Annotated in this window: 23 protein-coding genes, 1 tRNA gene and 1 pseudogene; 17 read left to right on the forward strand and 8 right to left on the reverse strand. The window is 65.5% G+C overall.

The annotated features are described in order from the left end of the window. Position 1: 1 nt before the first annotated feature. Genes GZH52_RS12095 through mnmG form a run of 3 tightly spaced genes read right to left on the reverse strand, consistent with a single transcriptional unit; the run spans position 2 to position 3,305 of the window. Positions 2-793 carry a ParA family protein gene (locus tag GZH52_RS12095; RefSeq protein WP_163316713.1) on the reverse strand — a complete coding sequence of 264 codons (792 nt, stop codon included), beginning with the start codon at positions 791-793 and terminating at the stop codon, positions 2-4. Next, positions 790-1,416, reverse strand: coding sequence for a 16S rRNA (guanine(527)-N(7))-methyltransferase RsmG (rsmG, locus tag GZH52_RS12100; RefSeq protein ID WP_163316714.1), 627 nt, complete (start codon positions 1,414-1,416; stop codon positions 790-792). Before rsmG ends, GZH52_RS12095 begins: the two co-directional genes overlap by 4 nt. Continuing rightward, positions 1,413-3,305 carry a tRNA uridine-5-carboxymethylaminomethyl(34) synthesis enzyme MnmG gene (gene mnmG / locus GZH52_RS12105; RefSeq protein WP_163316715.1) on the reverse strand — a complete coding sequence of 631 codons (1,893 nt, stop codon included), beginning with the start codon at positions 3,303-3,305 and terminating at the stop codon, positions 1,413-1,415. Before mnmG ends, rsmG begins: the two co-directional genes overlap by 4 nt. A 185-nt stretch (positions 3,306-3,490) precedes the next feature. Between mnmG and GZH52_RS12110 the strand changes: the two genes are divergently transcribed. From GZH52_RS12110 to GZH52_RS12125, 4 genes are all read left to right on the forward strand, one after another. Then, positions 3,491-4,237 carry a GNAT family N-acetyltransferase gene (locus GZH52_RS12110; protein WP_163316716.1) on the forward strand — a complete coding sequence of 249 codons (747 nt, stop codon included), beginning with the start codon at positions 3,491-3,493 and terminating at the stop codon, positions 4,235-4,237. A gap of 43 nt (positions 4,238-4,280) precedes the next feature. After that, complete coding sequence (gene tsaA / locus GZH52_RS12115) at positions 4,281-4,970, forward strand: tRNA (N6-threonylcarbamoyladenosine(37)-N6)-methyltransferase TrmO (protein WP_163316717.1); 690 nt, start codon at positions 4,281-4,283, stop codon at positions 4,968-4,970. Between the two features lie 58 nt (positions 4,971-5,028). Beyond that, on the forward strand, positions 5,029-5,943 hold the full coding sequence (locus GZH52_RS12120; protein ID WP_163316718.1) for a Tim44 domain-containing protein: 915 nt from the start codon (positions 5,029-5,031) through the stop codon (positions 5,941-5,943). A 129-nt stretch (positions 5,944-6,072) separates the two neighbouring features. Then, on the forward strand, positions 6,073-7,239 hold the full coding sequence (locus GZH52_RS12125) for an EAL domain-containing protein (protein WP_163316719.1): 1,167 nt from the start codon (positions 6,073-6,075) through the stop codon (positions 7,237-7,239). 55 nt (positions 7,240-7,294) lie between these two features. Here the strand turns inward: GZH52_RS12125 and GZH52_RS12130 are convergent, their stop codons facing one another. Genes GZH52_RS12130 through GZH52_RS12145 form a run of 4 tightly spaced genes read right to left on the reverse strand, consistent with a single transcriptional unit; the run spans position 7,295 to position 9,969 of the window. Continuing rightward, positions 7,295-7,879 (reverse strand): BON domain-containing protein, encoded by a 585-nt coding sequence (locus GZH52_RS12130; protein WP_163316720.1) that lies wholly within the window; start codon positions 7,877-7,879, stop codon positions 7,295-7,297. Beyond that, complete coding sequence (locus tag GZH52_RS12135) at positions 7,876-8,466, reverse strand: phosphoheptose isomerase (protein WP_136552516.1); 591 nt, start codon at positions 8,464-8,466, stop codon at positions 7,876-7,878. Before GZH52_RS12135 ends, GZH52_RS12130 begins: the two co-directional genes overlap by 4 nt. A 28-nt stretch (positions 8,467-8,494) precedes the next feature. Further along, entirely contained in the window at positions 8,495-8,854 is a 360-nt protein-coding gene (locus GZH52_RS12140; protein WP_163316721.1) for a YraN family protein, read from the reverse strand. Beyond that, positions 8,824-9,969 carry a penicillin-binding protein activator gene (locus GZH52_RS12145; protein WP_163316722.1) on the reverse strand — a complete coding sequence of 382 codons (1,146 nt, stop codon included), beginning with the start codon at positions 9,967-9,969 and terminating at the stop codon, positions 8,824-8,826. The genes GZH52_RS12140 and GZH52_RS12145 overlap by 31 nt, the downstream gene beginning before the upstream one ends. Positions 9,970-10,029: 60 nt before the next feature. Between GZH52_RS12145 and rsmI the strand changes: the two genes are divergently transcribed. The 10 genes from rsmI to GZH52_RS12190 all read left to right on the forward strand — a co-directional run bounded on the left by rsmI (position 10,030) and on the right by GZH52_RS12190 (position 16,964). After that, the gene (rsmI, locus tag GZH52_RS12150) at positions 10,030-10,854 is read left to right on the forward strand and encodes a 16S rRNA (cytidine(1402)-2'-O)-methyltransferase (RefSeq protein ID WP_163316723.1); all 825 of its coding nucleotides are present in this window, start codon (positions 10,030-10,032) and stop codon (positions 10,852-10,854) included. A gap of 70 nt (positions 10,855-10,924) precedes the next feature. Beyond that, positions 10,925-11,009 (forward strand) — tRNA-Leu (locus GZH52_RS12155). 153 nt (positions 11,010-11,162) lie between these two features. Next, positions 11,163-12,524, forward strand: coding sequence for a tyrosine-type recombinase/integrase (locus GZH52_RS12160; RefSeq protein WP_163316724.1), 1,362 nt, complete (start codon positions 11,163-11,165; stop codon positions 12,522-12,524). Positions 12,525-12,695: 171 nt separating this feature from the next. Beyond that, positions 12,696-13,031, forward strand: coding sequence for a helix-turn-helix transcriptional regulator (locus GZH52_RS12165; protein ID WP_163316725.1), 336 nt, complete (start codon positions 12,696-12,698; stop codon positions 13,029-13,031). Next, a complete protein-coding gene (locus GZH52_RS17020; RefSeq protein ID WP_275405073.1) occupies positions 13,028-13,159 on the forward strand; it encodes a hypothetical protein in 132 nt (43 codons plus the stop codon). The genes GZH52_RS12165 and GZH52_RS17020 overlap by 4 nt, the downstream gene beginning before the upstream one ends. 21 nt (positions 13,160-13,180) lie before the next feature. After that, a complete protein-coding gene (locus tag GZH52_RS12170) occupies positions 13,181-13,540 on the forward strand; it encodes a CHC2 zinc finger domain-containing protein (RefSeq protein WP_163316726.1) in 360 nt (119 codons plus the stop codon). Further along, positions 13,537-15,759, forward strand: a complete 2,223-nt coding sequence (locus GZH52_RS12175; protein ID WP_163316727.1) for a hypothetical protein — start codon at positions 13,537-13,539, stop codon at positions 15,757-15,759. Before GZH52_RS12170 ends, GZH52_RS12175 begins: the two co-directional genes overlap by 4 nt. 1 nt (position 15,760) lies before the next feature. Next, positions 15,761-16,204, forward strand: a complete 444-nt coding sequence (locus tag GZH52_RS12180) for a hypothetical protein (RefSeq protein WP_163316728.1) — start codon at positions 15,761-15,763, stop codon at positions 16,202-16,204. After that, positions 16,201-16,671: a DUF5681 domain-containing protein gene (locus GZH52_RS12185; protein ID WP_163316729.1), complete on the forward strand. Its 471-nt coding sequence runs from the start codon at positions 16,201-16,203 to the stop codon at positions 16,669-16,671. The genes GZH52_RS12180 and GZH52_RS12185 overlap by 4 nt, the downstream gene beginning before the upstream one ends. Next, on the forward strand, positions 16,668-16,964 hold the full coding sequence (locus GZH52_RS12190) for a hypothetical protein (protein WP_163316730.1): 297 nt from the start codon (positions 16,668-16,670) through the stop codon (positions 16,962-16,964). The genes GZH52_RS12185 and GZH52_RS12190 overlap by 4 nt, the downstream gene beginning before the upstream one ends. A 171-nt stretch (positions 16,965-17,135) precedes the next feature. Here the strand turns inward: GZH52_RS12190 and GZH52_RS12195 are convergent. Then, positions 17,136-17,335: pseudogene (locus GZH52_RS12195) on the reverse strand (IS5/IS1182 family transposase); the annotation flags it as partial. A 110-nt stretch (positions 17,336-17,445) separates the two neighbouring features. Here GZH52_RS12195 and GZH52_RS12200 point away from each other — a divergent pair. From GZH52_RS12200 to GZH52_RS12210, 3 genes are all read left to right on the forward strand, one after another. Then, a complete protein-coding gene (locus GZH52_RS12200) occupies positions 17,446-18,576 on the forward strand; it encodes a DUF262 domain-containing protein (protein WP_163316731.1) in 1,131 nt (376 codons plus the stop codon). A gap of 76 nt (positions 18,577-18,652) precedes the next feature. Then, positions 18,653-19,162, forward strand: coding sequence for a hypothetical protein (locus GZH52_RS12205; RefSeq protein WP_163316732.1), 510 nt, complete (start codon positions 18,653-18,655; stop codon positions 19,160-19,162). 865 nt (positions 19,163-20,027) lie between these two features. After that, on the forward strand, positions 20,028-20,597 hold the full coding sequence (locus tag GZH52_RS12210; RefSeq protein WP_163316733.1) for a tetratricopeptide repeat protein: 570 nt from the start codon (positions 20,028-20,030) through the stop codon (positions 20,595-20,597). Positions 20,598-20,606: the final 9 nt, after the last annotated feature.

Genomic DNA, 20,606 nt, shown 5'->3' on the forward strand with positions numbered 1-20,606 from the left:
ATCAGCGTACTTCCGTGGCGGCCGCGCCTTCGAGACGGGCGACCAGCTCGGCCGCCAGCGCCTGATAGGCCTGCGCACCGCGTGAAGAGGGATCGTAGACGACGCCGGGCAGCCCGTGACTCGGTGCCTCGGCCAGGCGGACATTGCGCGGGATCACCGTGCTGAACACCTTGTCGCCGAAGTGCGCCGCCAGCTGGGCGGACACCTGCTGCGACAGGTTGCTGCGCGCGTCGAACATGGTGCGCACCAGACCGAGGATCTCGATCTTCGGGTTGACCGCGGTGCGCACCTTGCGCAGCGTGGTCACCAGGTCGGACAGGCCTTCGAGCGCGTAGTACTCGCACACCATCGGGATCAGCACGCCCTGCGCGGCGACCAGCCCGTTCAGCGTGAGCAGGGTCAGCGACGGCGGGCTGTCGATCAGCACATAGTCGTACTCGTCCTCGACCTGCGCGATCGCGTTCTTCAGCCGCGCCTCGCGCGCCAGTTCCTGCACCAGCTCGACTTCGGCGCCGCCCAGGTCGCGCGTCGCCGGCAGCACGTCGTAGCCACCCTCGACCGAGCGCTGGCGCACGTCGGAGAGCTCCTCGTCGCCGAGCAGCACCTGATAGACCGTGTGCTTGAGACCGCTCTTCTGGATGCCGCTGCCCATCGTCGCGTTGGCCTGCGGGTCGAGGTCGACCAGCAGCACCCGCCGCCCGAGCTGGGCCAGCCCGGTCGCCAGGTTGACCGCGGTGGTGGTCTTGCCGACGCCGCCCTTCTGGTTGGCAATGGCGATGACGCGCGCGCTCATCGCTGCGCGATCCTGACCAGGTGCCGCTCGGCCTCGAGGCCGGGCACCTTCAGCGGCAACACCTCGACCACTTCGACGGTCGCGGGCAACTGGGCGATTTCCTCGTACGGCCACACGCCCTTCATCGCCAGCCACTGGCCGCCGTCGGCCATGAGGTGCGGCGTCAGGCGCACGAAGTCGGCCAGCTCGGAGAAGGCACGGCTGGTGATCAGGTCGAACTTCTGTTCCGGCTGGTACGCCTCGACGCGGCTGGTCACCACCTCGACGTTGGTGAGGCCCAGCTCGATCGCCGCCTGGCGCAGGAAGGTCGTCTTCTTGCTGTTGGCGTCGAGCAGCACCACCGACAGGTCGGGCCGCGCGATCGCCGCCGGGATGCCCGGCATGCCGCCGCCCGAACCGACGTCGAGCAGACGCCGGGCGCCGCTCAGGTAAGGCACCAGCGTCAGGCTGTCGAGCAGGTGATGGCTGACCATGCGCGCTTCGTCGCGCACCGCAGTCAGGTTGTAGGTATGGTTCCACTTGCCGAGCAGGGTCAGGTAGCCGGCCAGCTTTTCGAGCTGCGCTTCGTCCAGCGCCAAGCCCAGCGCGGCGACACCGCGCCGCAGTTCTTCGGAATGTGTCATGCGTCTTTCTTCGTCTGGCCCAGGCCGCGTTTGAGGTAGACCATCAGCAGCGCCACCGCGGCCGGCGTCACCCCCTGGATGCGCGAAGCCTGGCCCAGCGTTTCGGGCTGCTGCTGCGTCAGTTTCTGTTGCACTTCCTTGGACAGGCCGGACACCTGCGTGAAGTCCAGACCCTCCGGCAGCCGGATGTCGTCCAGCTTGTCCTGGCGCGCCAGCTCTTCGTTCTGGCGGTCGATATAGCCCTGGTATTTGACCTGAATTTCAACCTGCTCGGCAACTTCGCCCGCCGGCAACCCCTCGCCCGCGCCCTCCAGCGTCATCAGCGCCGCGTAGTCGACGCCGGGGCGGCGCAACAGCTCGAGCAGGCTGTATTCGCGGGCCAGCGCCTGCCCGGTCACCCGCTCGGCCTCGCCGGCCGGCAGCTTGGCCGGGTGGATATAGGTCGCCGCCAGGCGTTGCTTTTCCGCCTCGACCGCGTCGCGCTTGCGGCAGTACGCGTCCCACTGCGCGTCGCCGACCAGGCCGAGCTTGCGCCCCGTCTCGGTCAAGCGCAGGTCGGCGTTGTCCTCGCGCAACTGCAACCGGTATTCGGCGCGGCTGGTGAACATGCGGTAGGGCTCGGCCACCCCCTTGGTCACCAGGTCGTCGGCCATCACACCCAGATACGCCTCGTCGCGTCGCGGGCACCAGCCTTCTTCGCCACGGCTGTAAAGCGCGGCGTTCAGGCCCGCGAGCAGGCCCTGCGCGGCGGCCTCCTCGTAGCCGGTGGTGCCGTTGATCTGCCCGGCGAAGAACAGGCCGGCGATCGCCTTGCTCTCGAAGGTCGACTTCAGGCCGCGCGGGTCGAAGTAGTCGTACTCGATCGCGTAGCCGGGGCGCAGGATGTGCACGTTCTCCAGCCCCTTCATCGAGCGCAGCGCGGCCAGCTGGATGTCGAACGGCAGCGAGGTCGACACCCCGTTCGGGTAGATCTCGTGCGTGGTCAACCCTTCCGGCTCGAGGAAGATCTGGTGGCTGTCCTTGTCGGCGAAGCGGTTGATCTTGTCCTCGATCGACGGGCAGTAGCGCGGGCCGACGCCCTCGATCTTGCCGGTAAACATCGGGCTGCGGTCGAAGCCGGAGCGGATGATCTCGTGGGTGTGCAAGTTGGTGTGGGTGACCCAGCACGGCAGCTGCCGCGGGTGCATCGCACGGTTGCCGCGGAACGAGAACACCGGCTCGGGCGTGTCGCCCGGCTGCACTTCCAGCACGGAAAAGTCGATCGAACGCCCGTCGATGCGCGGCGGCGTGCCGGTCTTCAGGCGGCCGACCGGCAGCGAGAGTTCGCGCAGGCGCGCGCCGAGCACGGTCGCCGCGGCGTCGCCGGCACGGCCGCCGGTGTAGTTTTCCAGGCCGACGTGGATCTTGCCCGACAGGAAGGTGCCGACGGTCAGCACCACGGTGCGCGCACGGAACACCACGCCGATCGCGGTCACCGCGCCGGCGACGCGGTCACCCTCGAGCAGCAGGTCGTCGACCGGCTGCTGGAACAGCGTGAGGTTGGGCTGGTTCTCCAGCATGTCGCGGATCGCCGCCTTATAGAGGATGCGGTCGGCCTGCGCGCGCGTCGCACGCACCGCCGGCCCCTTCGACGCGTTCAGCGTGCGGAACTGGATGCCGCCGATATCGGTCGCCAGCGCCATCGCACCGCCTAGCGCGTCGACCTCCTTGACCAGATGACCCTTGCCGATGCCGCCGATCGACGGGTTGCAGCTCATCTGCCCCAGCGTCTCGATATTGTGCGTCAGGAGCAGCGTCTGCTGCCCCATGCGCGCCGCTGCCAGCGCGGCTTCGGTCCCGGCGTGGCCGCCGCCCACCACAATCACGTCGAAAGTCGTCGGATAGATCATGCTCAACCCAGAAATCCAGCAAAGCCGGGCATTGTACGCCAAAACGCCGCCACGGGCTAAGACATTGATTTGACAGGGGTATGGCGGGCAGTCCACGTGCCAGTTTCATAAAAACATCATTGTCCTGCAAACGCGCCGTCAACTTGCGCACGCAGCATCAAGGCATCCCACCCAGGAGCCGACCGATGCTGCAACTTGCCCAACGTGCCACGCCCGCCGCCCGCCTTGGCGTACGCCTCGCCAGCAGCCCGGACGACGTCCGCCGCGCGCAGGCCCTGCGTTACGCGGTATTCGCCGAAGAGCTCGGCGCCGCGCTGCCCTCGGCGCACGAGGGGCTGGACCGCGACGAATACGACGCCTGCTGCGACCACCTGATCGTCGAGGACCGCGTCAACGGCCTCGTCGTCGGCACCTACCGTCTGCTTCCCCCGCAGCAGGCGGCCCGCCTGCCCAGGCTTTACAGCGAGCAAGAATTCGACCTGTCGCGGCTTGCCGCGCTCAAGCCCGCGCTGCTCGAGGTCGGCCGCTCGTGCGTACACGCCGACTACCGCGGCGGCGCGGTGATCACCCTGCTGTGGGGGGCGCTCGCCGACTACGCGCGGCGGCACGGCGCACGCTACCTGGCCGGCTGCGCCAGCGTCGGCCTCGCCGACGGCGGTCACCTGGCGGCCAGCGTCCACCGCCGCGTCGAGGCGGCTCACCTGTCGCCGGCCGAGTGGCGGGTCACCCCGCGCCTCGCGCTGCCGCTTGCCGACATCCACACCCCGCCGACCCTGCAGCCGATGCCGCCGCTGCTGCGCGGCTACCTGCGCGCCGGCGCGTGGGTGTGCGGCGAGCCGGCGTGGGACGCCGACTTCAACTGCGCCGACTTCTTTGTGCTGTTGCCGCTCGAGCGGCTCGCCGGCCGCCACCTGCGCCATTTCGGCGGCTGAACCCGGCTTTGGCAGCGCGGGCCGCGGCCACTACAATCGGCCGATGGACTACACCTTCACCCCGGTCGCGCTGGTGCGCTCGCCGTTCCGCGACAAATTCGGCGTGCCGCGCCAGCCGTTCCTCGCGCCGTCGGCGCGGCAGACCGTCGAACTGCTGCCTCCCTTCGACCAGCCTGACGCGGTACGCGGGCTGGAAGCCTTCTCCCACCTGTGGCTGCAGTTCGTGTTCCACCAGACCGCCGAACGCGGCTGGCAGCCCCTGGTGCGCCCGCCGCGGCTGGGCGGCAACCGCAAGGTCGGCGTGTTCGCCAGCCGCGCGACGCACCGCCCCAACCCGCTGGGGCTGTCGCTGGTGCGCCTGCACGCGGTCGACACCGAAAACGGCGTGCGCCTGCACATCTCCGGCGCCGACCTGGTCGACGGCACGCCGGTGCTCGACATCAAGCCCTACATCCCCTTCGTCGAGGCGGTCAGCGACGCGCGCGGCGGCTTCGTCGACGGCCCGCCGCCCAGGCTTGCCGTGCGCTGGCAGCCGCAGGCGCTGCAGCAGCTCGCCCTCGCCGGGCACGCGAAGGATCTGGTGCAGTTGGCCGAGGAAGTGCTGGCGCAAGACCCGCGCCCGGCCTACCAGCAGGACCCGGCGCGCGTGTACGGCGTGCGCCTCTACGACTGCGACGTGCGCTTCCGGGTCGCCGACGGCTGCGCCGAAGTGCTTGAAATAGTCGCGAGCTGACCGAACTTTGTCCGACACGGGCCGGTCACAGCCCAACCCCCTCACAGGAGATACACACATGGTTACTCGCGCGAAGACAGCCGTTCTCGCGTTCTCGCTGGCAACGCTGCTCGCGGCGCCCTTTGCCGAAGCGGCCAAGCTCGGCAAGAGCAAGAGTTTCGGCATGAAGCGCTCGACCCCGAGCCAGAGTTATCAACAGCCGGCACCGATGCAGCCGGCGCAGCCGATGGCACCTGCCCAGCAACCGCGCAAGGGCCCAGGTCTGGGCACCGCCGTCGCTGCCGGTGCGGCCGGCGCCGCCGCCGGCTACATGCTCGGCTCGGCGATGAGCGATTCGTCGTCCGGTGCCAGCGAGAGCGGCTCGGGCATGCCGTGGGGCACGCTGGCCATGCTCGGCCTGCTGTTCGTCGGCGGCATGATGCTGTTCCGCCGCCGCGCCGCACACCCGGCCGCACCCGCCATGCGCGTGCCGCAGCCAGCAGGCCCGTACGCGGCGCCGCAACCGGCGCCTGCTCCGGCGCCGGCCCAGTTCGGCGGCATCCCGAAGATCGGCTCCGGCCTCGCCGGCGGCGCTGCCGCTGCGGCCAGCGCACCGGCCTTCGGCGCCCAGCGCCTGCCGGACGGCACCGAGACCGCGCACTTCCTGCGCCAGGCCAAGGCGACCTTCATGCACCTGCAAAGCCTCAACTCGGCGGACAACGTCGACGAGATCAGCAAGTACATGACGCCGGAGATGTTCGCCGAGATCCGCGCCGAGATACTGGCCAACCAGACGCTGGCGGACTTCCCGCAGCTTGACTGCCAGGTGGTCGACGCGGCGACCGAAGGCGGGCGCCATATCGCCAGCGTACGTTTCACCGGCACGGTCAGCGAAGAAGTCGGCGCGCCCGCGCAGCCGTTCAGCGAGACCTGGCACTACGTGAAGGAAGGCAACAGCCCGCGCTGGCTGCTCGCCGGCATCCAGCAGGACTGACCCCGCACGCAGGAAAACGGACGGGCGCTTCGGCGCCCGTTTTTTCATGCCATTTGCCTTGCGCCGGCGGGCAGGTACACTGGAACGCGTCTTGCTAAGTCACACGCGACTGCCACTGGAAAGCCCGCCGTGCCCGAACTGACCCTGGAAAGCCACCAGCAACCGATCTACAGCCTCGCCCACCGCCGCACCGTCGGCGTCGAGGCCCTGCTGCGCGCGCGCGAAGGCGACGCGCCAATCTCGCCGCTGGACGCGTACGCCCGCCACACCGGCGACCGCCACCGCTTCGACCTCGACGTCGCCGCCACCCACTGCCGCCACGCGGCGCGGGAAGCCGGCACGGACCGCTGGCTGTTCCTCAACGTCGACCCAGCGACGCTCGCCAGCCGCAACCACGCCGACGCGCTGGCCGCGCGCGTGGTGGAAAGCGGCCTCTCGCCGTCGAAGGTGGTACTCGAAGTGCTCGAGCACGCGCTGGAAGCCGACGACGCGCTGATCGACAACGCCCGCCGCCTGCGCAAGGCGGGTTTCCTGATCGCGGTCGACGACTTCGGCGTCGGCCACTCCAACCTCGACCGGGTCTGCCTGCTCGAACCCGACTTCGTGAAGTTCGACCGCAACCTGCTGCGCCGCTCGACCGAGCAGCCACGTACGCGCAACCTGCTCACCAAACTGGTGCACCTGATGCACGAAATCGGTGCACTAGTGGTGATCGAAGGGGTGGAAACCGAGGCTGACGTGCTGGTCGCGCTCGAATCGGGCTGCGACCTGGTGCAGGGCTACTACATCGCCCGCCCCGCGCCGGTGCCTGATCAGGACGAGGCGATCACCCCGCGCGTCGATGCGCGCTGGGACGAACTGATGGTGCGCGAACTGATGAAGCGCAAGCTTTCGCGCCGGCAGATCGAACTTGCGCGCCAGGCCTTCGTGCAAAGCGCGATCGCGCTGATGCAGGGCACCGCCTTCACCGACGCCGCGCGGCCGATGCTCGCGCTACCCGACGTGATCCGCTGCTTCCTGCTCGATGGCAGCGGCCGCCAGATCGGCCGCAACCTGAACGCCCGCGACAGTACCGATACCGGCCAGCCCAAGTTCGCGCCGCTCGCCAACACCACCGGCGCGGTGTGGTCGCGCCGCGGCTACTTCCAGCACGCGATCGACCAGCCCGGCGTGCTTTATATGAGCGAGCCCTATTTGTCGATGACCGACACCCGCAACTGTGTGACGCTGTCGATGGCGATCGAGATCGACGAAGACCTGCACGTGCTGTGCGCCGACGTACAGGTCGCCCGCTAAAAACAAAGACAGCCCGGATCAACCGGGCTGTCGGCAGCGGCAGATGCGGCGCGGCTTACTGCGCGCGCATTTCGCTGATCGGCTCGAACACCGTAATCACCTGCGTCACGCCCGCCGTCTCGCTAGCGACACGGGCGGCAGCCTCGCCCTCGGCCGGCGTCACCAGACCCAGCAGGTAGACCACACCGCGCTCGGTGACGACCTTGATCGCGTTCGGCGAGAAGCCCTGGCCGTCGAGCATGCGCGCGCGCACCTTGCTGGTGATCCAGGTGTCGTTGCTGCGTGCGGACAGCGGGCTCGCCGGCGCGACCACCAGATAGTTCCAGGTCTTCTGCACGCCCGGCTGGCCGCGCACCAGCTGCTCGGCCTGCGCGCGCGCCTCGGCCGACGGCACTTCGCCGGTCAGGAGCACCGCGCGGTTGAAACTGGTGACGTTCACATGCGCCGAGGGCAGGCGTTCGGCGATCTTTGCCGCCGAGCGCGTCTCGATCACCTGGTCGTCGGCGTACGCGCCGCTGGTGCGGCGGTCGGTCGCGACCAGCGTTGCGCCCACCGCGCCGCCGGCGACCAAGCCGACACAGCCGGACAGGGTCGCCGCGCACACCCCCGCCACCACCAGGCTCTTCCATGCCTTCATCATTCGCCCCCCAGCAGCATGTAGTCGATCGCGTCGCACATCGCGTGGATCAGCAGCAGGTGCACTTCCTGGATGCGCGCGGTGCGTGTCGCCGGCACGTTCAGGTGTACGTCGTCTGCGGACAGGATTTCGCCGATCTTGCCACCGTCCTTGCCGGTGAACGCGATCACCCGCATGCCGCGCTCGTGCGCGGCGGCGATCGCCTCGATCACGTTGGCCGAGTTGCCGGAAGTAGAGATCGCCAGCAGTACGTCGCCTTGCTGGCCGAGCGCGCGCACCTGCTTGGAGAAGATCAGGTCGAAGTCGTAGTCGTTGCCGATCGCGGTCAGCGCCGAGGTGTCGGTCGCCAGCGAGATCGCGGCAAGGCCCGGGCGCTCCTTCTCGAAGCGGCCGACCATCTCGGCAGCGAAGTGCTGCGCGTCGGCAGCCGAACCGCCGTTGCCGCAGGCGAGGATCTTGCCCTCGTTCATCAGGCAGGCGACCATCACCTCCGCCGCCAGCGCGACGCCGGGGGCCAGCGCTTCCATCGCCGACTGCTTGGTCGCGATGCTTTCGATAAAGTGTCCGTTGACGCGGGCAATCAGGTCCATGGCCTATCCTTCCTCGGTGGTCGCGCGTTCACGCGATGATGTCCTTGATCCATAAGGGCGGCGCATCTGCGCCCTCGAATACCACCGCGTCGAAGCGGCAAGGCGCGTCGACGCGGTACTCTTGTAGATAACGGGTCGCTGCCTTGACCAGCCGCGTGCGCTTGCGCGCGTCTATGCTCTCCAGCGCGCCACCGAAACGGCGCGACGCGCGCAGCCTCACTTCGACAAACACCCAGCTTGCGCCGTCGCGCATCACCAGGTCGAGCTCGCCGCCCGGGCAGCGCCAGTTGCGCGTCACCAGACGCAGGCCGGCCGAAAGCAGCAGCGCAAGCGCGCGGTCTTCGGCGTCGGCGCCGCTTAAGGCTGCGCGCTGTCGGTCTTCACCCATCTGGGCAGCGTCCGCTGGAACTGCAGGTCGCGCTGCAGGCGCAGCTCGCCGGTCACCCCGTCGACGCGGCTGCCGACCGCCGGCGGCGTGCCGGAGAGCCTCAGCGCGAGCCGGTAGGCGTCGACGCCCAGCGCGTACAGGCGCTCGGTCGGCACCGTCAGCGCCTGCGCCGGGCGCGGGTACTGGCGCACCAGCGGGTGCTCGGGCATCAAGAGCCACGGCATATCGACAAAGCGCACGCCGGAAAGTGCCGGCAAGCTCTCGCGCACGTTGACGAGCGAAGTCGCGTACACCGGCCGGTCGGACGGCAGGATCATCTTCAGCTGCGCCGACTCGCGCGCGGGCAGCGCGAAAAACACCGCGTCGGTACCGGACAGCGCCGCGTCCAGCACGGCGCCGCTGGCCGTATCGAACGCCAGCACGACAGGCTGAGTCCCGCGCCGCGCCGTCCAGGTATCAAGAAAGGCGTCACGCAGGCGCTGCGACAGGGTATCCGCGCCGAACACCAACAGCGGGCGCTGCACGCCGTCTTCCTTCATCAGCGACGCGACCTGACGCGCCTCGGCCTCGACCGACAGCGACAGGCTGTAAAGTTTGGGCCTAGGCGCGAGGCCCTCGGTGGTGTTGAGCGCGAGCACCGGCACACTGCCAACCAGCGACGCAAGCTGGCTGATCTCGCCGCGCGTCATCGGGCCGACCACCACGTTGACGCCCTGTGCGACAAGCGCACGGTACGCCTGCTCGAGCCCGGTACGGTCGGCGAACGCGTATTCGGTCACGCCGACGTCGCCGCGCGCCTCGCTCGCGAGCGCCGCGGCAAAGCCCGCGCGCACCACGGAGGCCGCCTCGCCCAACAGGGGAGACGCCTGCGGCAGCAACAGGCCGATGCGCACCTTGCGCCCTTCGAGCGGCGGCCAGACGGGCGCCTGCGTCGCGATGCTGCCCGCAGCCGGCGCAGAGGCCGCATCCTGCGCGAGCGGCGCCGTGACGGGGACGGGCGCCTGCGGCGCGGCAAGCGCATTCTGCCTGAGGATGTAGTCCGCACCGGTCGCAGACGCTACACTGGCGGCCATCCACAACCCTGCACCCAGCAGCCACGGAGCAAGATTTTGCATACGACGCTTGATCACTTGATTGATTCCGCCCGCGAGACTGTCCAAAGCGGAACATTATATGTGGTCGCCACCCCCATTGGAAATCTGGCCGACCTGACCCTGCGCGCGTACGCCGCACTGTCCGCGTGCGATATCGTGCTGGCCGAGGACACCCGCGTCAGCGGCGCGCTACTCTCCGCGTACGGCCTGCACAAGAAGCTCGTCAGCCTGCGCGAACACAACGAGGCGGCGATGGCCGAGCGCGTCGTCGGCTGGCTTGGCGAGGGACAGAAGATCGTGCAGGTGTCCGACGCCGGCACCCCCGGCATCTCCGACCCCGGTGCACGCTTGGCCGCCACGGTCTGGGCCGCCGGCTACCGCGTCTGCCCGCTGCCCGGCCCGTCAGCCGTAGTCAGCGCACTGTCCGCCGCTGGCCTCGACACCGGCCGCTTCCTGTTCGCCGGCTTCTTGCCGCCCAAGGGCGGCCAGCGCCGCGCGCAGCTCGAAGCCTGGCGCGACGCCGACTACGCGGTGGTCTGCTACGAGGCGCCGCACCGCCTGCTCGATTGCCTGGAAGACATGGTCGCCGTCTACGGCGAGCGCCGTCCGCTGGTGCTCGCCCGCGAGCTGACCAAGACCTTCGAGACCTTCCTGCGCCTGCCCGCCGGCGAACTGGCCGAGCGGGTGCGCGCCGACAGCAACCAGCAGCGCGGCGAATGCGTGCTGATCATCGACGCCGCACCGCCCGCCCCCGCCGAGGAGATCGACGCGGCGACCCTCGCGCTGCTCGAAGGCATGGCTGCCGCGATGCCCATCAAGCAGGCCGCCGGTCTCTTGGCCGAGTACACCGGCCTGCCGCGCAAGAAACTGTACGAGCTGGCCCTGAAAAGCCGCGGCAACGACTGAGGCTGCTTGATAGATCCCGATTTACATTTGCACAGGCGGCCGGTAGAATGCCGCCACATCGTCTGATGCCGCCCGGGTGGCGAAATCGGTAGACGCAGGGGACTCAAAATCCCCCGCCGCAAGGCGTGTCGGTTCGAGTCCGACCCCGGGCACCATTCAGCAGTACAAAGGCCTCCGACGAAGTCCTAAAAACCCCGAGAAACAAAGGTTTCCGGGGTTTTTTGTTGCCTATCGAGTCCGATCAAGTCCAAAGCAATCCACGACTTCTGTTGGTATATTTGTTGGTATGTGACCGGAGGTACCAACAGATGCCGCTGACTGCCACCCAGATCAAACACGCCCGCTTCAACCCTGACGCCAAACCGACCGGTAAGGAGAACCGGCTAAGTGACGGCGACAGCCTGTTCCTGTATCTCGAAAAGACCGGAGGCAAATACTGGCGCATGCCTTACCGCTTTGGCGGCAAGCAAAAGCTCTTTCCGGTCGGGGTGTATTGCTCGGCCACCAGCTTCGACCTTCAAGGCAATCCACTGCCGGACCAGGTCGTCATGTCGCTCGCAGAAGCCCGGCAACGCCGGGACGAAGCCAAAGCCTTGCTACGGCAGGGGCTTGACCCGATGGCCGCGCGCCAGGTCGCCAAAGAACAGGCCGCGCAGGCAAGCGCCAACAGCTTTGCTGCCGTCGCCCTCGAATGGCACGCCCGCAACAAGGCGAAGTGGTGTGAAGATCACGCCGAGCGCGTCTGGAAGCGGATCCATGCCCATCTGCTGCCGGCCATTGGCGACATGCCCATCGAGGACATCCGCACCAAACATCTGCTGGCAGCCCTGCGCCCAGTCGAAGCGCGCGGTACGCTGGACGTCGCCAGCCGGCTTAGCCAGTACGCCAACGCGATCTGCCGCTACGCCGTGCAAACTGGCCGTATCGAAAGCAACCCCGCCATCGACTTGAGCGGCGCCCTAGCCGTGCGCAAGGTCGTTCACCGCCCTGCCCTGCCGCTTAACCGGCTACCGGAACTGCTTAACAGCATCGCCGGCGCCAACATCCGCCATGTCACCCGCTACGCGTTCGAACTGATCATGCTGACCTTTCTGCGCTCCAGCGAGTTGCGGATGGCGCGCTGGCACGAGGTCGACTTCGAGCGCGCGGTCTGGACGATTCCGTCCGAGCGGGTGCCTCTGGAAGACGTCAGGTACTCGATTCGCGGCGCCAAGATGCACACGCCGCATGTGGTGCCGCTATGCCGGCAAGCCATAGCCGTGCTACGCCGCTTGCAGCAACTGAATAACCGCAGCGACCTGATCTTTCCCGGCGACCGCAGCTTCGACAAGCCGTTGTGCGAGAACACCCTCAACCAGGCATTGCGCAGGATGGGCTATGCGACACACGAGTTATGTGGCCACGGCTTCCGTACGATGGCGTGTTCGGCACTCAACGAATCGGGACAGTGGAACCGTGATGCCATCGAGCGACAAATGAGTCACCAGCACCGCGATAGCGTGCGGGCTGCCTACATGCACAAGGCCGAATTTCTGAAGGAGCGTCACGCGATGATGCAGTGGTGGGGAGACTTCCTCGACGCCCAGCGCGCCGGCCATTATGTGGATCCCACCGAATTTGCCGGCGGCCACCCTACGGTGGTGCCGCTGTTCCGGCAAATATCGGGCTGACCACTGCTCGCATTTCATCCCAACTTGCCATCGACGGCCGCCTGCTCGGGTGGCCGTTTTCATTGTCAAGCCACCCTCTCCGGCGCCTACCGTTACAACCCCGTCACCCCCTTGTTTTTTTTGTAATCCTTCGCGTGCCCGGCAAGGGCTATCCGTTCCAAGGGGGAAGAAATGACCACACCTGACCAGCCAATCATTTGGCGAATCCGCGAAGTGAGCCAGCAGCTCGGCCTGTCCGAGTCAACGATCTACGACAAGATCAATCGGAGATCGCCGCGCCATGATCCGAGTTTCCCTAGGCCAATCCAGCTGGGCGCGTCGGCCGTCGGCTGGCTGGCGCATGAAGTGTTCGACTGGCTGCTGGCCCGTGCCGCCGAGCGCGACACACCGGCAGACAGCCCTCCAGCTACCCGACGCAGACAACGCGCCAAGCACGCTCGCGCGGCAGTCACCCCGGTACAACCGGCCAAACCGACACCATCAGCCAAACCGGGAGCCGCACGATGAAGACGCCGTACTGGAGAACTAGGCTTCCGCGCTGGCTGATTCTGGCGCTCGGCTGGCTGGGCGACCTGATCATGCTCGCCGCGCTGCTCGCGCTGTTCCTGCTCGTCGTGCAACGCATCGTGGGGTGATCCATGCCGACAAGACCTCTAATGGGTATCCGCGTGCTGGTTGCGACCCTTTGCCAACCAGCCCGCCAAACCGCAGGCAGACCCAAGGGGTATCCGCCAGTTGGCCCCGGCCAATTCTGTCGCGAGTACCTGCCGGCCCCCGAAGACTACTACACCAGCCATTTTGGCGACGCCATGCGCCGATCCGGCAAGGGCTGGCAGGTTCGCTGTTTGTTCCACGATGACCGGACGCCGAGCGCGACGGTCTACCCCGACGGAGGCTTCCATTGCCATGCCTGCGGGGTTCATTGCCGCGACGTGCTCGACTTTCACATGCGCATGACGGGCTTGGGCTTCAAACAAGCCGCACAGGCGCTGGGCGCATGGGGGGCTAGCCAATGACCTCGCTGACTTTGCAAGTCCCCGCCGAGCACAAGCGTGCGCTGTGGTCCGCCATCCAGCGAACCGTCGAGGCAGCGCGAGATCCGGCGAACAAGCCGACCGTGACGCCGTACTTCGACGCGGCCCACAACCTACTGTTCGCCCGCGTACGCATCGACACGAAAGACGGCAAGGTCATCCGCCCGTTCCATCTGGACGGCGACAGATGGAAGCAAGGCGAGCCGGCTTTCGAGGGCAAGAAGCCGCTGCTGAACCTGCCACTATTGGCCGCGCACCCGGATGCCGAAGTGTGGCTGGCCGAGGGCGAAAAATGCGCCACCGCGCTGACTGACGTTGACAGGCTGGCGACCACCTCGGGCGGGGCGACCAGCGTGGCTGGCGCCGACTGGATGCCATTGGCAGGCCGCCGGGTGATCCTGTGGCCGGACTTCGACCTGCCGGGCAAAAAGTGGCTGGCCGAGCTGATCCCGGCACTGCAAAAAATCGGCGCGACCGTGCGAGTCGTGGATGTCGATCAGTTGCAGCTTGGCGATGGCGACGATGTGGCCGACTGGCTGCCGCTGCACGGCGTCGAGGCGCTGGAGAGCTTGCCGATGGTCGAGATCCCTGCGCTGGCACCAGAGCATGCCGATGCGGGCGACGAGCCAGCGGGCAGCCGCGATTCGGCATCGACGGCACTGGTGCGGCACGTCCAGATGAACTGCACGCTTTACCACAATCAGGATGGCGATGTGTTCGCCAGACTGAACGGCAGTAATCAGGCGTGGAAGATCGCCTCGACCGCCTTTCGGGACTGGTTGAGCGCGTCGTTTTACCGGGCGACCGGCAAAGTCGCACGCGACCAAGCGGTCAAGGAGGCACTTGCCTCACTGGCTGGCATCGGCCGCCAGGAAGGCGAGTTGCGCGAAGCGCATGTCAGGGTGGCCAAACACGGCAATGGTTACCTGATCGACCTGGGTGACGACAAATGGCGCGTGGTCGAGGTTAGCGCTGGGGGCTGGCAGGTCATCGAGCAGTCGCCCGTGCTGTTCGTGCGCAGCAAATCTATGCGGTCGCTGCCTAACCCGGTTCGAGGCGGCAGTCTCGACGCGCTGTGGCCATGCGTAAACATCCCGGAGTGGGCTCGGCCACTGGTGTTGGCGTGGCTGCTGGAATCCCTGCGCCCGGATACACCGTACCCACTGCTGGAGCTGACCGGCGAACAGGGCAGTGCCAAAAGCACCACGCAAGACTATCTGCGCCGCCTGATCGACCCCAACCGCGTGAACCTGCGCGCTGCGCCGAAAGCCCGCGAAGACGTGTTTGTATCCGCCGCCGCCGGCTTGCTGGTCAGTTACGAGAACCTGTCGCACCTGTCGCCCGAAATGCAGGACACCTTCTGCACGCTGGCCACCGGCGGTGGATTCGCGCGGCGCCAGCTCTACACCGACGCGGAAGAGATAACCATCGAGGTCAAACGCCCGATTGTGCTGAACGGCATCGCGGCGGTAGTCACGGCGCAAGACCTGGTCAGTCGCACGATTTCGGTCGAGCTGCCGACCATCCAGGCACGCGCAACCGGAACCGAACTGGAGGCCAAATTCGACGCCGAGTACGACCGAATTTTCGGCGCCTTGTTGGACCTGTTTGCGGCGACCCTGCGCACGCTACCCGATGTTCACCTCGCGCCGGAACACCGCCCGCGAATGGCGGACTTCTGCCTGCTGGGCATGGCGATGTTCAAGGCAACAGGCCAACACCCCGAGAGCTTCGTCAGGCTGTACCGGCAGACCGAGGTCGGCAATGTCGAGCGCACGTTGGATGCCTCGCCCGTGGCGACCGCCGTGCGCGAAATGATGGACGATCACCCAGTGGTGCGTTGCACGCTCAAAGAGTTGCTGCAGCGTCTGGACAAGTACCGCCCCGACCGCTGCGAAGCTTGGCCAAAGTCGCCCAAGGGTTTGGCCAACGCGCTTAAACGGGTAGCGCCCCCCTTGCGCATGGTCGGCATCGACGCCCACGAAGATTCGTCTATTTCGCGGAGGGAAGGGACTTGGTGGTGTATCGCACGCATGGACAGGCTGCAGGCTTCGGCGGATCAACGTCCACCAAGCTCACCAAGTTCACCGGATTGCCCCCTGGCTGATAGGCAGCGTGAAGATGTGGACTTGGTGAGGGTCCGTTCGGCACAAACCTGCAATGCGCCGGCGGCCGTGCCGTACGCCGAAAAGGAGTTCTAGCATGCTGCCCCCTATCGAGTTCCTGAAGGAAGCCGGGGTGGAGGTCAGGCTGTCCGGCCCCAACAAGCTGACCGCGACTGGCTACCTGACCGACGACATCTGCCAGTACATCCAGACCCACAAGCGCGAGATTATTTCGGCGCTGTCCGCCCGCAATGCCCCGCCGCCCAGACCGCCCACACGCACTGTTCTGCACTACCGGCTAACTGACGCGCGAGGCGGCAACAAGGGCGGCATGATCATCGCGGACGATCTGGCCGACGCCGTACTGGATTTGGTCGCGCGTTATCGCAGCCACCTCGACCTTGAGGACTTGCTGGAGCGCGTGCAGGAACGCTTTTGCATCGCAGCCGAATCCGCGCCGGACGCCGAGGCCTTGCGCGTGGCGCTGGCCGAAGCCGAGGCGGTGATCCGCCGGGCAGCACAAAAGGAGAGAAAACCATGAGCCCTAAGCCTGCAAAAAGCAGTGTCGAACAAGAAGCCGGTAGCCAAAAACCGAAACGGGGCTGCTGGAAGCCCGGCGAATCAGGTAACCCGGCGGGGCGCAGGAAAGGCAGCTCGCGGGCCAACCTGCTGCGCGAAACGCTTGGGCCGGACCGGCTGACGGCCATCATTGGCGTGCTGGCGGACAAGGCAATGGGCGGCGACACCACGGCGGCCAAGATCCTGCTCGACCGTACCCTGCCGCCGCTAAAACCGGTCGAGCCGCCGCTGGAGCCGCTGGCCGTGCCCGAGCAAGGCAATATCCTGGCGTCCGCAGAACGGGTGATGCAGGCAGTGTTGCAGGGTGCACTGCCCCCCTCGCAAGCGGCCGCCATCATGGCCGGCCTGACCGGACTTGCCCGCGTGCGTGAGGTGGAAGAGCTGGAGCAACGCCTGCAGGCACTCGAACAACTGGAGACACCGCGATGAAACTGAAAGAACGCATCGCTCGGCTGGAGCAGATGGTCGGCACCCTGGAGCCCCGTTGCATTGCCGTACTGGTGGTAGACGCCTCGCTCGCGGCCGCCGACTTTATCGAAATCGGGCTGACCTGGCAGCAGGACGGCCAAGCCTACCGTACCGCGCTGCTGCCGGGCGAGACGCTTGATGAAGCCTGCGGCCGTGTTGCCGAGAGCCTACCTCCAGCGGTGCACTTCTTGACGGCGGCCTATGAACACCAGCGAGGGTTGTCCCCTTGGCAAGATGCTGAGGACTGGGCGTGAGACATCCATACGGGAGACGGGAGCGACATACTGGACTCCGTGCTTCAATCCACGCGCCCGCGAGGGGCGCGACCAGAACGGTGCGAGGCTGGGTGTCGGGGTTGCTCAGTTTCAATCGGCTTTGTTGCACAAATCGCCTGAAGGCTAGGCTCCCCCTTCCCCCAGACGCAGTTACCCCTCGCGCACCGTTACTGGACACCTACCCAACTGGGTGAAGCGATTGAGGGGTGCCGCGCATATTTGCAGCTCTACCACCTACGTTCAAACGTGCGCGCCATGATGCGCTCACCCATCTGTTTGAAGCAGCGCATTTTCGTTTCGACCAGGCTACGTCAGTGGTAGCCACTCCAGCATTTCCAGAGCGTCGCGCCCGGACAGTTGGCAATCAATTTGCAAACGAGGCACCAACTCGGCCAAAATGTTCAAATTAGCGCGCATGCGTCGTATTGGAGAGCCCGCGGTGGCAAACACAGACCTCGAAATGTCCTACGAAGAGCCGGCTAACTTCCCAGATAGTCAGCAAGAAAGCGAAGATGACCTCTCTAGGGTTTCGTTCAGGGACGCCGTCGTCACAAACACCGACTGGACGATCGAGTCAATCAACCTTCAGATAAACAAGGGAACGATTGACCTTCAGCCGAGTTTCCAGCGCCGTGGCGCTTGGGATGAGACACGAAAGAGCCGGCTGATCGAGTCGATCATTGTCGGCATGCCGGTTCCCAACATCGTGCTAGCAGAACGCAAGGACCATCGGGGCCGGTTCATAGTCATCGACGGCAAGCAGCGCCTCTTAGCAATTCAAGAATTCATGAAAGACGACTATACGCTGCGAGGGCTTGACCTACGCGGAGATCTCAACGGAAAGTCGTTCAGCATGCTCGATGAAAACGACCGTGAGTCATTCGAGAACAGCACTCTTCGCGCAACCCTCATCAAGAACTGGGATGACGAGAACTTCCTGTGGGCAGCGTTTTACCGACTCAATGTCGGCTCACTGCCGCTTTCACCACAGGAGTTACGCAAGGCGCTGATCGGCGGCAAGCTGATCGATGCGATTGAGGAGTACTTGCAAAACAGTCAGCCGTTTCAGACTATATTCGGCGTCGGCCTGGACAAACGCATGCGAGATTCCGAACTCGTGCTGCGCTTTTTAGCTTTCGATCGGGACATCAAGGCCTACAGGGGTGATTTAAAGGCCTTCTTAGACGCGACAACGTTGTACTACGAACAAGAATGGAATTCGCGGTCCGCCGAGGCTCACGATGGCTTTGCGCGCCTTGACCGAGCTCTTACGACTGCTAGCACAATCTTTGGTGAGTTCGCGTTCCGCAAGTGGCTCGGCAACCGATATGAGCGCGTGACAAACCGCGCGATATTTGACTGCATCATCCGATACTTCGCGGAGACGGATGTGGCGAGCCTGGCAGTGAGGAACGATCACACCGTGCGTGCAAGCTTCCAAGTGTTGTGCGACGACCCACAGTTCCGCTCATATATTGAGGGCTCGACTAAAACGCTGGAAGCCACCCACGCTCGCCTGTCGATGTGGGGCGAGAAACTCGCTCTGGACATCGGCAAAAGGCTTGATATCGACAACCTTCGCGTTTCTTGATGCCATGCCCTGCTCTCGTATGCCCAATCTCCGGGCTCGCATCGCCACGCTCCGTGCAAAGTTCCTAGACGCACAGTTGGCCGCAGAGCGTCACGATCCGTTAACTTTCGAGCCAGATATTGATAACTTGGCCGCGTTTCGACTCCTCGCGCACGCCGAGTTTGAGGACTATCTAGAGACGAAGGCGCGCGATGGGCTAACCAGCATTGAAACAGCCTTCAGTAATAACCAGAAGGTGAGTGGGAACGTCAGCTTGCTGGTCATCGCCATATCACTCTCAAAGTCGCTCCGTTTAGAGTCGCCACACTGGTCGAGCGACGTGACTGAACTACTGCGCACCGCGCGCGATTGGATCAACAAGAACAACGGCATAAAGGATGCGTCTTTCACCATGCTATCGGTCTTTAGTGGAAAAATGCCAGATGAGGTAGACGGCGCATTATCCGCTAGCTTGAGCGCTTATGGCACCAGCCGAGGCGACGTAGCACATAAAAGCGCGACTCGGGTGACAACGATCCAGGCACCTAGCGTAGAAGCGCGAGCCGTGGATGCTCTGATCGACGAGCTAGACGACTACTTCGGTTAACTTACCCCTTTCGACCGCCGCCGATCTAGGCCAGCAGTTACCGACGGGGAGCATATACCCGCGCGCACTGAGTTGACAGACTGCTTTCGCTGCGAAGCGGCCAATCGGCGGAAATCAACCAGCGGCGGCAACTGGTCGAAAGCGGTTGATGGCGTCTTGCTCACTTCTGTCACCCCTAAGGCACCGAAGCCCCCCAGAAAGCGTCCAAAGTCAGCTATCGAAAGGAAATGGGGTCAACGGAAAGCAGTAGTGGCGTCTACGGAGCCCTCCCAGTCGCCCTCCCGGCAACACGGGCGGCCAAGCTTGCAACGCTGTTGGTATATCTGTTGGTATGTATAAATATGTGCCGCCTTGAAATGCAGTAATAGCAAGGCTTACAGGCACTATATTCGAGTCCGACCCCGGCACCATTCAGCAGTACAAAGGCCTCCGACGAAGTCCAAACAACCCCGAGAAACCAAGGTTTCCGGGGTTTTTTGTCGTCTTTATCCCCCATGCACCCGGCTCAAACCGGGGATACTGAAGGGGGTATGTCCGACAAACCCGTCGCGGCCGTTGGTAGTTTTATTGGTATGCGCGCAGATCAACGCAGCCAGGACCTCCAGCCGTCGCCCAGCACGCTCCCCACACCCGCCAAGCCTGCGCATGGATCGCCCAAGCCAGGAGCGCCCAAACAAAAGCGCCGTGCGGGCGGGGGCTCGTCACGGCGCAAACCTAGGAGAAACGCAATCTGATCCTAGCAGCCCTTCAGCACTTTTCCATGCGGCCTTGCCACAAGGACGGCAGCAGCCACCCGCACGGCACCGCTTGCCATCGCCCCGCCACGGCCTAGGCTGTCTGCATGAATGCCCGAGGATTCACGGCCATGACACTCCCGAAGCCCGGCCTCGCCAGATCCATACTGTCCGCGATATTGCTGCTGGCCTGCCTTGCCAGCGCTACCTTCGCGCTTGCGGGCAACGCCGACACGCCCTTCAGCCGGTTCAGGGCCGAAGCCATGCGGGGCGATGCCGACGCCCAGGTCTCGCTCGGCGCGTTGTACTACGAGGGTGCAGGGGGCGCGCCGCAGGACAACAAGCTGGCCGCCTATTGGTACCGCCAGGCGGCCGGTCAGGGACACCCGAACGGGCAGTTGTTCCTCGGCGCCATGTACGAGCAGGGCAAGGGCGTCCCGCACAGCCAGGTCATCGCGTACGCGCTGTACAACCTGTCGACGTCCGCGTTCGACTATCCGCTGGCCGGCGAATTTCGCGCGCATGTCGCGCAGCAGATGTCCGTTACCCAGATCGAGGCCGGTCAGGCGCTGACCAAAAAGCTCGCCATCCCCGGCCACTTCCATGAAGAATTGGACCGCGCGCAGCGGGCAGTGAACCCCGGGCCACGCAGACCGGCCCCGGCCCAACCGGACACGCCCCGCGACTGGATCAGGCTCTAGCCTGCTATC

This window comes from Crenobacter caeni (assembly GCF_010435965.1).
Classification (GTDB): domain Bacteria; phylum Pseudomonadota; class Gammaproteobacteria; order Burkholderiales; family Chromobacteriaceae; genus Craterilacuibacter; species Craterilacuibacter caeni.

Excerpts from the sequence above, each read along its gene's own strand:
- GZH52_RS12095 (WP_163316713.1), bottom strand. The coding sequence starts at position 793 with ATGAGCGCGCGCGTCATCGCCATTGCCAACCAGAAGGGCGGCGTCGGC.
- rsmG (WP_163316714.1), bottom strand. The coding sequence starts at position 1,416 with ATGACACATTCCGAAGAACTGCGGCGCGGTGTCGCCGCGCTGGGCTTG.
- GZH52_RS12140 (WP_163316721.1), bottom strand. The coding sequence starts at position 8,854 with ATGGGTGAAGACCGACAGCGCGCAGCCTTAAGCGGCGCCGACGCCGAA.
- GZH52_RS12200 (WP_163316731.1), top strand. The coding sequence starts at position 17,446 with ATGTCCTACGAAGAGCCGGCTAACTTCCCAGATAGTCAGCAAGAAAGC.
- GZH52_RS12160 (WP_163316724.1), top strand. The coding sequence starts at position 11,163 with ATGCCGCTGACTGCCACCCAGATCAAACACGCCCGCTTCAACCCTGAC.
- GZH52_RS12210 (WP_163316733.1), top strand. The coding sequence starts at position 20,028 with ATGACACTCCCGAAGCCCGGCCTCGCCAGATCCATACTGTCCGCGATA.
- GZH52_RS12170 (WP_163316726.1), top strand. The coding sequence starts at position 13,181 with ATGGGTATCCGCGTGCTGGTTGCGACCCTTTGCCAACCAGCCCGCCAA.
- GZH52_RS12120 (WP_163316718.1), top strand. The coding sequence starts at position 5,029 with ATGGTTACTCGCGCGAAGACAGCCGTTCTCGCGTTCTCGCTGGCAACG.
- GZH52_RS12190 (WP_163316730.1), top strand. The coding sequence starts at position 16,668 with ATGAAACTGAAAGAACGCATCGCTCGGCTGGAGCAGATGGTCGGCACC.
- GZH52_RS12130 (WP_163316720.1), bottom strand. The coding sequence starts at position 7,879 with ATGATGAAGGCATGGAAGAGCCTGGTGGTGGCGGGGGTGTGCGCGGCG.
- GZH52_RS12180 (WP_163316728.1), top strand. The coding sequence starts at position 15,761 with ATGCTGCCCCCTATCGAGTTCCTGAAGGAAGCCGGGGTGGAGGTCAGG.
- GZH52_RS12175 (WP_163316727.1), top strand. The coding sequence starts at position 13,537 with ATGACCTCGCTGACTTTGCAAGTCCCCGCCGAGCACAAGCGTGCGCTG.
- GZH52_RS12145 (WP_163316722.1), bottom strand. The coding sequence starts at position 9,969 with ATGCAAAATCTTGCTCCGTGGCTGCTGGGTGCAGGGTTGTGGATGGCC.
- mnmG (WP_163316715.1), bottom strand. The coding sequence starts at position 3,305 with ATGATCTATCCGACGACTTTCGACGTGATTGTGGTGGGCGGCGGCCAC.
- GZH52_RS12185 (WP_163316729.1), top strand. The coding sequence starts at position 16,201 with ATGAGCCCTAAGCCTGCAAAAAGCAGTGTCGAACAAGAAGCCGGTAGC.
- tsaA (WP_163316717.1), top strand. The coding sequence starts at position 4,281 with ATGGACTACACCTTCACCCCGGTCGCGCTGGTGCGCTCGCCGTTCCGC.
- GZH52_RS12165 (WP_163316725.1), top strand. The coding sequence starts at position 12,696 with ATGACCACACCTGACCAGCCAATCATTTGGCGAATCCGCGAAGTGAGC.
- GZH52_RS12110 (WP_163316716.1), top strand. The coding sequence starts at position 3,491 with ATGCTGCAACTTGCCCAACGTGCCACGCCCGCCGCCCGCCTTGGCGTA.
- GZH52_RS17020 (WP_275405073.1), top strand. The coding sequence starts at position 13,028 with ATGAAGACGCCGTACTGGAGAACTAGGCTTCCGCGCTGGCTGATTCTG.
- GZH52_RS12135 (WP_136552516.1), bottom strand. The coding sequence starts at position 8,466 with ATGGACCTGATTGCCCGCGTCAACGGACACTTTATCGAAAGCATCGCG.